The organism is Pseudomonas sp. FW305-3-2-15-C-LB1 (assembly GCF_058787615.1).
Window position 1 is genome coordinate 529,952 of record NZ_JBYSZX010000003.1, and the last position, 11,814, is coordinate 541,765.

Genomic DNA, 11,814 nt, shown 5'->3' on the forward strand with positions numbered 1-11,814 from the left:
TAATCACCAATCACCTTGCACGCATCCTCCCCCTTCTCTACAATTGCGCCCCTTGCCTTCCTGGCGGGCACCGAGGTGCCTCCCTGCGGCAAGATCCATAAGTGTCATTCACTCCTTGTCTGACCGTTTTTGAGCGGCAGGCTACAACCCGTAAGGAGCATTCATGCGTCATTACGAAATCATCTTTTTGGTCCACCCGGATCAAAGCGAGCAAGTCGGCGGCATGGTTGAGCGTTACACCAAGCTGATCGAAGAAGACGGCGGCAAAATCCACCGTCTGGAAGATTGGGGCCGTCGTCAACTGGCCTACGCAATCAACAATGTTCACAAGGCTCACTACGTGATGCTGAACGTTGAGTGCACTGGCAAGGCCCTGGCCGAGCTGGAAGACAACTTCCGCTACAACGATGCTGTGATCCGTAACCTGGTCATCCGTCGCGAAGAAGCCGTTACCGGCCAATCCGAGATGCTCAAGGCTGAAGAAAACCGCAGTGAGCGCCGTGAGCGTCGCGACCGTCCTGAGCACGAAGGCGCTGATAGCGCTGATAGTGATGACAGCGACAACAGCGATAACGCTGACGAGTAATCCACGGACCTTTTAAGGAGCCTATCAAATGGCACGTTTCTTCCGTCGTCGTAAATTCTGCCGCTTCACCGCTGAAGACGTGAAAGAGATCGATTACAAAGATCTCAACACTCTGAAAGCCTACGTATCCGAGACCGGCAAAATCGTTCCAAGCCGTATCACCGGTACCAAAGCACGTTATCAGCGTCAGCTGGCCACCGCTATCAAGCGCGCCCGCTTCCTGGCCCTGCTGGCCTACACCGACAGCCACGGCCGCTGAGACCGGGCAGTCGACAAGTAGTAAGGGATTGAATGCATGCGCGCCTTAGCTGAGTTCATCATGCGCGGTCGCGTGCAGGCCACTCTCGTAGTGGCTGGATGTGCAGCATTGCCGTTGTTGTATTGGTTGGGTGCTGCCGCAGGTTGCCTTGTGCTGCTGCGGCGCGGTTTGCAGGATGCCCTTGGCGTCCTGGCCCTGGGAGTGCTGGCTGCCTTGATCTGGTGGCTGCAACTGGGCGAACCCAAGGTACTTCTGGTACTGCTGGGATCGTCGAGCCTTGCGCTGGTTTTGCGCGCAAGTGAGTCCTGGGCCCGCACGCTGCTGGTCAGCGTGGCAGTGGGGTTGGTGTTTTCGGTGTTGATCGACGCGGCTTTCCGCCCGCAGATCGAGGTGCTGTCGCAAGAGATCGTCAAGGTCCTGCCGATGGCCCTCGGGGAACTCTACCAGCAGCTTTCGGTAGATGAGCGAGCGCGTCTTGCGACACTGATTGCACCGGCCCTGATCGGCCTGATGGCGGTAATGATGCAGATTGTCAGCGTGCTGAGCCTGATGCTTGGGCGATATTGGCAGGCGTTGTTGTACAACCCGGGTGGTTTTGGTCGCGAATTTCGCAGTATCAGAATCCCCGTGGGCCCGGCGATGTTGCTGCTGGCACTCATGGTGGTCGGACCGTACTTCGGTTCACAAGCCACTTTGCTGGTGCTGTTTTGCAGCGTACCGCTGGTGTTCGCCGGACTGGCCCTGACTCACGGGCTGGTCGCGCAGAAGCGCATGGCCAAGTTCTGGCTGGTGGGGATGTACGTAACAATGGTGCTGTTCATGCAGCTGATCTATCCGTTACTCGTGGTTCTGGCCATTGTCGACGGCCTGATTGATTTTCGCGGTCGTCTGGCGCCGAAAGACGCCGATAACGCGAACGGTGAAGGTTAAAAGTTAGAGGATTTTCACATGCAACTGATCCTTCTGGAAAAAGTCGCCAACCTGGGCAACCTGGGCGACAAAGTGAACGTTAAGGCCGGCTACGGTCGTAACTACCTGCTGCCATACGGCAAAGCCACCGCTGCAACCGCTGCCAACCTGGCTGCGTTTGAAGAGCGTCGTGCCGAGCTGGAAAAAGCCGCAGCAGACAAAAAAGCTTCGGCCGAAACTCGCGCTGCCCAACTGGCTGAGCTGGAAGTGACTATCACTGCCACCGCCGGTGACGAAGGCAAGCTGTTCGGTTCGATCGGCACCCACGACATCGCTGATGCACTGACCGCCTCCGGCGTTGAAGTGCAGAAGAGCGAAGTTCGTCTGCCGAACGGCACCATCCGCAACGTAGGCGAATTCGACGTAGCCGTGCACCTGCACGCCGAAGTTGAAGCCACCGTACGCGTTGTCGTGGTAGCAGCTTAAGCCGCACCTAACTGGCTGGCACCTCGCGTGCCAGGCGGTTAACATCGGGCACGATCCTGTTTACAGGTCGTGCCTTTTGTTTTTCTACACACCCCAAATTCCAAGTGGCCATGAACGATATTTCAGCTCCTGAGCAATACGATCTGCAAACCGCTGCCCTGAAGGTGCCGCCGCATTCCATCGAGGCCGAACAGGCTGTGCTCGGTGGTTTGATGCTGGACAACAACGCCTGGGAGCGCGTGCTGGATCAAGTCTCGGACGGTGATTTCTATCGCCATGACCACCGCCTGATCTTCCGCGCCATCGCCAAGCTGGCCGACCAGAACTCGCCGATCGACGTGGTGACCCTGGCCGAACAACTGGACAAGGAAGGCCAGACCTCCCAGGTCGGCGGCCTGGGCTACCTGGGCGAACTGGCGAAAAACACGCCGTCCGTCGCCAACATCAAGGCCTATGCCCAGATCGTTCGCCAGCGCGCCACGTTGCGCCAACTGATCGGCATCAGCACCGAGATCGCCGACAGCGCCTTCAACCCCGAAGGGCGCACCGCCGAAGAGATCCTCGACGAAGCCGAGCGCCAGATCTTCCAGATCGCCGAGGCCCGCCCGAAAACCGGCGGCCCGGTGGGCGTCAACGAACTGTTGACCAAGGCCATCGACCGCATCGACACCCTGTTCAACACCGACGCGGCCATCACCGGTATTTCCACCGGCTACACCGACCTCGACGAGAAAACCAGCGGCCTGCAACCCTCCGACTTGATCATCGTCGCCGGCCGTCCTTCCATGGGTAAGACCACCTTCGCGATGAACCTGGTGGAAAACGCGGTGTTGCGCAGCGACAAGACCGTGCTGGTGTATTCACTGGAGATGCCAGGCGAATCGCTGATCATGCGGATGCTCTCGTCGCTCGGGCGTATCGACCAGACCAAGGTGCGTTCCGGCCAACTGGAAGACGACGATTGGCCGCGCCTGACCTCGGCGGTCAACCTGCTTAACGACCGCAAGCTGTTCATCGATGACACCGCCGGTATCAGCCCCTCGGAAATGCGTGCGCGTACCCGTCGCCTGGCGCGCGAGCACGGCGATATCGCCTTGATCATGATCGACTACCTGCAGTTGATGCAGATCCCCGGTTCCAGCGGCGACAGCCGGACCAACGAGATTTCCGAAATCTCCCGGTCCCTCAAGGCCCTGGCCAAGGAATTCAACTGCCCGGTGGTGGCGCTGTCCCAGCTCAACCGTTCCCTGGAACAACGCCCCAACAAGCGCCCGGTGAACTCCGACTTGCGCGAATCCGGCGCGATCGAGCAGGACGCCGACGTAATCATGTTCGTGTACCGCGACGAGGTGTACCACCCCGAGACCGAGCACAAGGGCATTGCCGAGATCATCATCGGCAAGCAGCGGAACGGCCCGATCGGCTTTATCCGCCTGGCGTTCATCGGTAAGTACACACGCTTCGAGAACCTCGCGCCGGGCAGTTATAACTTCGACGACGACGAATAACGCGCCTTACGGCCGGGCAAACAGCGCACGGATGGTGGCTTCGTCGTATTGGTAGTTCCAGCGCAACTCAGTGCCGGCGGGAATAGATTCGCTGGCAAATAATCCGGTGAGTATCATTTGATCCTGTCGGTTGCCGACCTGGGCCTGGACCCTGAATTTTGCCGCCTCAACGTTGTAGCCCGAGGCGGCCTGTCGCACCGGAACATCGGCCTCATATTCAAAAATGGTATTGATCCTCGACAACGCGTTGTCGCCGGACAGTACCGGCTGAGTGTTGAGCGCGTGTGGCGACACAGGCCTCACATCCTTGACGGCCATCAGATAAGGATCTCGGCGCGCCTTCGCCACGAAAAACGGCAGGATGTCCCCTCCATACACGCCCAGCGCTTCGCCCTTGCTCAGCGGGCGCCGCGTGATGACCGTGGCTTCGCCGATCATTGCGGCCTCCTGGGGGAATTTTTGATGAGCGGCGGTGAAGGGTAAAACCTCAAGCTTGTCTTCATACAGGCGCGCGACGTTTTCATAACCTTCCCAGCGGATGTAGGGCAGCAGCTGGTCTTTGCTGAATACCGTGCCGGACGTTAACGACTTCCCTTGGGCTTGCATGAGTCGGATCAGCATGGGCTGACCATTTTCATCGCGCAGTGGGTAGCGGCCACAGTTGGCGCGGTCATAAATACGCCGATAGTTCTGGCTGTGCTGGTAGCTGCGCTCGGTGCGCATGTAGGCCAATTCCTGAGGAGTGTAGAGCGCGTCTACAGTGCCTTCCTCGGCTGATCCGTAAGAATTGGACGAGTGTGCCGACCCATACCCGTCAATGGAGTCGACGCTTTCGAGTGATGGCGCAGGCGAGCCCCCTCCGCCCGGTAACCCACCTTTGGCGGGGTCGATTTCCCAACCCCCGTTGGCGTTTTTGCGCAGATAGGGCGAATAGGCCCGGAAACGGCTACGCGCATCGACCAGTCGCCATCCCTGCGGGTCTTTTTTGATCTGGTAGTAGTTCTGCTCGTCCTGGACGTAATAGCGAAAACTTCCGTCAGGCAGTGGCGGCGCTTGAAAGGTCTGGTCAGCCAGCCTTGTCAGTCCGGCCGGAGGGGTTGGTTCGGCGAACAAGGGGTCGAGTGGCAACCCTGCCGAGGGCCGGGTTTCGAGGGTAAGGGGCTTGCCGCGCAGACGCGGAAGGCTGCTGGCCATCAGTGACTTGCCGGATTTGTGCAGGGCCTGCTCAAACGAATCCGCACCCGATTGGCGCAGCAGTGCACGGTGCTCCAAGGGGGAAAGTGTTTGCTCGATTGCGTGAGGCAGATCGGTCAGTGGGGGGGGGAGGGTATCTGGTGAGGCGTGAAGCGCGTATAGCTCGCCTTTGCGGATCAGCGTATGGCTCGAAGGGGCATCCGCGTTACCGATACTCCCCAGAAGCGGCCCCTCGGTACTGTCGTCATACACATCAATCCGGCGCGACCCAGGCCAACCGGGTATCTGCTCCAGTGTGTAAAGCATCAATTGCACGCTTTCCCGGTTGCGCAAGGTATTGAGGAAAATGCTCTCTTGCAGCTGGGCGACCTTTGCCATCTTTGTGTAGTGGTCTGCTTCTTCGAGCGATACGGGGTCCAGGCTGTCTCCCGCTTGCAAGCGTTGGCGTTTGCTTGCTGGGAGTGTGCGCTCTATCTCTTCAAGATGTCGTTTGGACAGTTGCGGCATCAGTGTGCGCAGACTTTTTTCGGTGGGTGTGACCGCGGCTTCATTGGCCGCGTTGAGTTGAGAAAACAGCCATTGTTTTTTCTGTGCGGCCTGCTTGCTCAATCTCAGGGCAAGGTTTTCGGTTTTACTGAAGTAGTCGATAGGCGAGGAGGGCAGCAGATTATTGAACGCGGTCTGAGGCATTTGCGCCTCTATGGCATGCAATAACTCGCCCTTTCTGAAACGGTCTTCGCTGACCTTGATTTCGACGTTGCCCTGACCGAACTGCATCACGGTCTGTTGCTGCTGGTCGACCACCTTCAGCCCGTAAGTGGCGGGCCATTCGGGCAGCGAGGTGAGCAGGTGGGCTTGAATCAGCGGCGAGTGAGCCGTCACGGAGGTGCCCTCGGCACGGCTCAGGTTGAAATCATTGATTTCCTGGTCCAGGTTGAAGTGTGTAACCGTATCGCACAGCAAGGGCGCAGGGCGCACCATCTCTTGATGGGCTTGGCGCAATGTGGTGCTGTCCAGCCCGCTGATCAGCAGGATGGGCTCTACGGACGGTTGGGTTATGTTGGCCGCATCTGGGCCCAGGCGCTTGATCAGTTTGAGCGTGTCCCAATCCTCTGGCGTTTCGTGCACATGGCGCCAGCCGCCGGCTTCGTTGTTCAACAGGGGAGGTGAATAAGCGTGCGGATCGCTGGGGTGTGACAACTCCCATCGTGTGCCATCGGGTGAGCGCTGAATGGCATGGGGGTGATCATCCAGTTTTAGATACGACTGCTGTTGGTATTGATAGATACCTTGTTTATCGGCAACCACGTGTTCAGGCAATGTCGCGGGGTGTTGGTAGGGTTCCAAGTCAGAGTGCCAGAGGCGCCAGCCCTGATTGCGTACCTGAACTTTCACGAGGCCCGCCGTAAAGCGTCCTGCCTTGATCACGCCGGCGGTCGCTACGGCCATGGCAACGCTATCCACCACGTCCAGCAGGTCGTCGAGCGCCTGTTGGCTATCGCCCCGGCTCCAGGCGGCAAAGCCGTTATAGACCGTGCCGATCAATTGGGCGGCGGTAACGACCAGCAGAACCTCCCCGACGATTGGCACGAAGGATGCGGCAAAGAACAGCAGGGATTTACCCAGGTCGGCATAGAACTGCAGGCGTTTTTGTCGGCTGATGGCATCAACCTGTGCCGTCGGGACCGCGACTTCGCAAGCGTCGCTTTCTATCTGGGAAAACCGTCGCAGGATGATGGCGTGGAACAGATTGCCGGTGATTTTGGTCAGGGTCAGCGGTTTGTCCAGCTGCGCTGGCTTGATTTTCCCGGGTGAGCCGATGGGCAGCCAATCAATCCACATGGGCTTTACATGCAGCAGCGATTCTCGCTGATGCACTGGGGCCAGCCGCTTGAAGAAGGCCAGGTAGTCCGGTCGCATCAGGCGTTTAACGAGTTGAGTTTCCAGGTCGTCCATCGAGGGGTGCTGGCGAAGTGCCTCGATCGGGTCTTCAGGTGTGTAGAGAAGCGGTCCGGTTTCTGCCCGGACGTCAACGATGACCAGGACGTCAGGCAACACCACTCCACCAAGCGTCAGGTGAAAGCAGTCGAAGGACACGTGGTGTCCGCGCTCGGAGAGCTCGACCAATTCTTCGTAAAGGGTTTTCGGCATCTTCTTCTTGAGGTAGGCCAGGTGCAAGGCAACGTTGAAACGCTGCTGTTCGTGCTCGCGAAAGAACCGGCGTACCGACAGATTGGTGCTGATGACCGTGCGAATATGCTTGAGGTATTGCCCGCCCAGGTCCAGTTTGCGGCAAAAACCGGCGAAGAGCGTCGCGGAAATCAACGAAGGAAATCGTGAGTCCTGGGTGATGTTGAAAAGCTCGGTCCCGGTCTCCATGCCGCCGTCCTCTGCTTCCGAAGCCTCGAAGTTCTGCAGGGCCGCCTCCAAAAGGGATTGTTCAGTGGTGCGTGCGTGGGTGCGTAGCAGCCCGAACAGGTGATGGTTTTTCCATTCGCGCACCAGGACCGAAGTCTTCGCATTCAGCAGCGTCAGGTATTCGCGGCGCAGCGCCTGCTCAAACAGCGGAAAAGCGAACGCCTCGGGGCTTTGCAGTTGCCTGAGGAGTTCTTGGATCTTGTGCCTGGATTGATTGCTCTTGAGCAGGTTGGCGCGCAGGGCTGCGCGGGTGTCTGCGGGGGAGTCGGTGAGCCAAGTGGGGAGTTGGGTCTGGATGAAGGCGGCGTGGGCGTCGGGTGTTACTAGTGGAGGCGCGGGATTACTGCTCATCTGGGTTTCCATGAAAAGGCTAGTTGAATCCTGACAGCCTATCCAGGGTGTTTCCGGGGATGGGGCTAGCGGATTAGGCCCTTGCCCCCTGCAAATCCGGCTATGAGTACCGGGGAAAAGTGATGCCAGGGTAAAAGCCGACCATTACCGTCGGAATTGGTCAAAATTTGTGCTATATTCCGCGCCCGCGATTTTCCATCTCAACACCGGTCACCGTCATGCAAACAGCCAAGCCGTTATTTGACTATCCCAAGTACTGGGCCGAATGTTTCGGTCCAGCGCCATTCCTGCCGATGAGCAGGGAGGAGATGGATCAGCTTGGCTGGGATTCCTGCGACATCATCATCGTCACCGGTGATGCCTACGTTGACCATCCGTCGTTCGGCATGGCGATCATCGGCCGGCTGCTGGAGTCCCAGGGCTTCCGCGTCGGGATCATTGCCCAGCCGAACTGGCAGTCCAAAGACGACTTCATGAAGCTCGGCGAGCCGAACCTGTTCTTCGGCGTCGCGGCCGGCAACATGGACTCCATGATCAACCGCTACACCGCCGACAAGAAAATCCGCTCCGACGACGCCTACACCCCAGGCGGCATGGCCGGCAAACGCCCGGATCGCGCCAGCCTGGTGTACAGCCAGCGGTGCAAGGAAGCCTACAAGAACGTGCCGATCGTACTCGGCGGCATCGAAGCCTCCCTGCGTCGCATCGCCCACTACGACTACTGGCAGGACCGGGTGCGCAATTCGATCCTGATCGACGCCACTGCCGATATCCTGCTGTACGGCAACGCCGAGCGCGCCATCGTCGAAGTCGCCCAGCGCCTGTCGTGGGGCCACAAGATCGAAGACATCACCGATGTGCGCGGTACCGCGTTCATCCGTCGCGACACGCCGGCCGGCTGGTATGAAGTGGACTCCACGCGTATCGACCGTCCGGGCAAGATCGACAAGATCATCAACCCGTACGTCAACACCCAGGACACCCAGGCCTGCGCCATCGAGCAGGAAAAAGGGCCGCAGGATGATCCGGAAGAAGCCAAGGTCGTGCAGATCCTGGCCAGCCCGAAGATGACCCGCGACAAGACCGTGATCCGCCTGCCATCGGTGGAGAAAGTCCGTGGCGATGCGGTGCTCTACGCCCACGCCAACCGCGTGCTGCACCTGGAAACCAACCCAGGCAACGCCCGCGCCCTGGTGCAGAAGCACGGCGAAGTGGACGTGTGGTTCAACCCGCCACCCATTCCGATGACCACCGAAGAAATGGACTACGTGTTCGGCATGCCGTACGCCCGCGTCCCGCACCCCGCGTACGGCAAGGAAAAAATCCCGGCCTACGACATGATCCGCTTCTCGGTGAACATCATGCGTGGCTGCTTCGGCGGCTGCACTTTCTGCTCCATCACCGAGCACGAAGGCCGCATCATCCAGAACCGTTCCGAAGAGTCGATCATTCGCGAGATCGAAGAGATCCGCGACAAGGTCCCCGGCTTTACCGGCGTGATCTCCGACCTCGGCGGTCCGACCGCGAACATGTACCGCATCGCCTGCAAGAGCCCGGAAATCGAATCCGCGTGCCGCAAGCCGTCGTGCGTGTTCCCCGGTATCTGCCCGAACCTGAACACTGACCACTCGTCGTTGATCCAGCTGTACCGCAGCGCCCGTGCGTTGCCGGGTGTGAAGAAGATCCTGATCGCCTCCGGCCTGCGTTATGACCTGGCCGTCGAGTCGCCGGAATACGTGAAAGAGCTGGTCACCCACCACGTCGGCGGCTACCTCAAGATCGCCCCGGAACACACCGAGGAAGGTCCGCTCAACCAGATGATGAAGCCGGGCATTGGCAGCTATGACAAGTTCAAGCGCATGTTCGAGAAGTACACCAAGGAAGCGGGCAAGGAGCAGTACCTGATTCCGTACTTCATCGCCGCCCACCCGGGTACCACCGATGAAGACATGATGAACCTGGCCTTGTGGCTCAAGGGCAACGGCTTCCGCGCCGACCAGGTACAGGCGTTCTACCCGTCGCCGATGGCCACCGCCACGGCCATGTATCACTCGGGCAAGAACCCGCTGCGCAAGGTCACCTACAAGAGCGACGCGGTAACCATCGTCAAGAGCGAAGAGCAGCGTCGCCTGCACAAGGCGTTCCTGCGCTATCACGACCCGAAAGGCTGGCCGATGCTGCGTGAGGCACTGACCCGCATGGGCCGCGCCGACCTGATCGGGCCGGGCAAGGACCAACTGATCCCGTTGCACCAGCCGAGCACCGACAGCTACCAGAGCGCCCGTCGCAAGAACTCGACGCCGGCCGGCAGCCACAAGGTCGCCAAGGAAACCACCACCAGGATCCTCACCCAGCACACCGGCCTGCCGCCGCGCGGCAGTGACGGCAGCAACCCGTGGGACAAGCGTGAACAAGCCAAGGCCGCGGCCCAGGCGCGCAACAAGCAGGCCGCCAAGGAGCGTGCCGATGCGGCCAAGGGCAAGGGCGGCAAGCCTGCGCGCAAGCCGGTCGTGCCGCGTTGATCGCAGCCTGAACATGCCAGACGCCAGCCTCGTGCTGGCGTTTTGCTTTCTAGCTGTTGGGTAACCTGTTTGCTAAGGTGGCGCCCATTAGAAAGCCATCGCGGGCAAGCCCGGCTCCCACAGGAGAATGCATTCCAAATGTGGGAGTGGGCTTGCCCGCGATGGGGCCCGCCTGGTCACCATCATTCTCAAGGAAGAACACTTATGGCTAACCCCCTGGCCTCCATCGGCATGGACTCCAACCGCTCGCAGTTCATGGCGCGCCAGCGCATCGAAAGCCAGATCAACCTTCCGCGCCTGTTTGCGGCCATCGACGCCGATCCAGGTATCGTTGGCGCAGGTGTCGTATACATCGACGCCGACTTCAACGTCATTACCCTTCGCGAATTCAAGCCCATCTGCAGCATCAAGCCCAAGCGCATCATTTTGCGTGAAGCGCAGAAGTACATTGCGCCAACACAGTTTGCTCAACATGTCGTGAGCAATCCTCGAGAGTCGCGACTGATTGGCGAAGCCGTGAATACCGGAATCTCCTGCTTGGGGGCGGTCATCAGTTGGGCTGCGATCGCCAGTGGAACCATTCTGGTGCCTTTCAGCGCTGGCGCCAGTTCCGTCATCGTTGTAGTGGGGTATGCGGCCGCCGGCGCGAGTACGCTTCAGTGCTTTAACGGCATTGCTCGAACAGCGCTTGAGGTCGCCAAACCGGAGGTAAACGATTGGCTCGACAGTGAGGGCTGGTACCAGAATGCATCCGTTGTGCTGGACGCCGTTTCACTGGCTGGCGTAGGCGGTTCGGCCCTGACGACGGTCAAGCTGGTCAGGGCTGCCAAAGCATCGACGGGCAAGAGCCTGCGTGATGTGCTTCGCGGTTTGAATCGCCAGGAAAGAGCCAAGCTGACGAAAGAGCTGCTGAGCATCAACCATCCCAGCTTGACCGCCAAGATGCTCAAATTGCGGCAGGCGTCGGGCGAACTCACCAAGCGTTTCACCCCTACGCAGCTCAAGCACAGCACCACGACCCAGATCAAAGACGTCCTCGGCGCAACCGTAGGATTTGGCGGGAGTGCGTACTCCGGAAACGTCAATACCATCGCGATTGGGTTGTACGAGGAAATAAACGAATGAACGAGTTAATGACGCTACGCGACTTTTTCAGGCAATATTTTCTGACGTTTATGGGCGGCGTATTTGCTGCGTGTTTTTCTTTGGCGTTGGCTGTGGCGCTGGCGTTCATCACCTATTTTCGTGATGCGCCCATTGCTCAAGTGGGGCTCAAGATCATGTCTGCCGGGGCGCTGCTCATTCTGTTGACGGTCCATAGCAACTTTATGATTTTGCGGGGCCGCCCCTCCTGGGTGTGGGTGATGGTCGGCATCTACGTCGCCTGTCTGCTGTTTGTAGTTCCGATGATTCAATTCCAGCCTCACAAAATTCTTTATGGGTTGGCGCTGTTATTCCCATTGCTCGGATTATTGACACTTAACAGCAAGGTTCAACGAGAGATGCGCCAGAAGCTGCTTGAAATACGCCACCTGCGCCAAGCCGTGATCGCCAAGCGCAAAACCGGCTGATTGGGTAGAT

The 11,814-nt window shown here is 59.1% G+C and carries 9 protein-coding genes; 8 read left to right on the forward strand and 1 reads right to left on the reverse strand.

Annotated elements, in window-relative coordinates; all coding sequences use genetic code 11:
• The first annotated feature begins 163 nt into the window (after positions 1-163).
• The 5 genes from rpsF (at position 164) to dnaB (ending at position 3,748) form a co-directional block, all read left to right on the forward strand.
• A complete protein-coding gene (rpsF, locus tag AC3WP7_RS09150) occupies positions 164-586 on the forward strand; it encodes a 30S ribosomal protein S6 (RefSeq protein ID WP_003236224.1) in 423 nt (140 codons plus the stop codon).
• A 28-nt stretch (positions 587-614) separates the two neighbouring features.
• Complete coding sequence (gene rpsR, locus AC3WP7_RS09155; protein WP_002551829.1) at positions 615-845, forward strand: 30S ribosomal protein S18; 231 nt, start codon at positions 615-617, stop codon at positions 843-845.
• A gap of 36 nt (positions 846-881) precedes the next feature.
• Complete coding sequence (locus tag AC3WP7_RS09160) at positions 882-1,775, forward strand: YybS family protein (RefSeq protein ID WP_102591543.1); 894 nt, start codon at positions 882-884, stop codon at positions 1,773-1,775.
• Positions 1,776-1,793: 18 nt separating this feature from the next.
• Positions 1,794-2,240, forward strand: coding sequence for a 50S ribosomal protein L9 (gene rplI, locus AC3WP7_RS09165; RefSeq protein ID WP_003171376.1), 447 nt, complete (start codon positions 1,794-1,796; stop codon positions 2,238-2,240).
• Between the two features lie 110 nt (positions 2,241-2,350).
• Complete coding sequence (dnaB, locus tag AC3WP7_RS09170; protein WP_071491667.1) at positions 2,351-3,748, forward strand: replicative DNA helicase; 1,398 nt, start codon at positions 2,351-2,353, stop codon at positions 3,746-3,748.
• 6 nt (positions 3,749-3,754) lie between these two features.
• Here dnaB and AC3WP7_RS09175 read toward each other — a convergent pair whose 3' ends face one another.
• Positions 3,755-7,711 (reverse strand): dermonecrotic toxin domain-containing protein, encoded by a 3,957-nt coding sequence (locus AC3WP7_RS09175; protein ID WP_102591572.1) that lies wholly within the window; start codon positions 7,709-7,711, stop codon positions 3,755-3,757.
• Positions 7,712-7,929: 218 nt separating this feature from the next.
• On the opposite strand from AC3WP7_RS09175, the gene AC3WP7_RS09180 reads away from it, so the two are divergent.
• The 3 genes from AC3WP7_RS09180 (at position 7,930) to AC3WP7_RS09190 (ending at position 11,804) form a co-directional block, all read left to right on the forward strand.
• Positions 7,930-10,233 carry a YgiQ family radical SAM protein gene (locus AC3WP7_RS09180; protein ID WP_071491665.1) on the forward strand — a complete coding sequence of 768 codons (2,304 nt, stop codon included), beginning with the start codon at positions 7,930-7,932 and terminating at the stop codon, positions 10,231-10,233.
• A gap of 204 nt (positions 10,234-10,437) precedes the next feature.
• Complete coding sequence (ssp4, locus tag AC3WP7_RS09185) at positions 10,438-11,358, forward strand: Ssp4 family T6SS effector (RefSeq protein ID WP_071491664.1); 921 nt, start codon at positions 10,438-10,440, stop codon at positions 11,356-11,358.
• The gene (locus tag AC3WP7_RS09190; RefSeq protein WP_071491663.1) at positions 11,355-11,804 is read left to right on the forward strand and encodes a hypothetical protein; all 450 of its coding nucleotides are present in this window, start codon (positions 11,355-11,357) and stop codon (positions 11,802-11,804) included. The genes ssp4 and AC3WP7_RS09190 overlap by 4 nt, the downstream gene beginning before the upstream one ends.
• Positions 11,805-11,814: the final 10 nt, after the last annotated feature.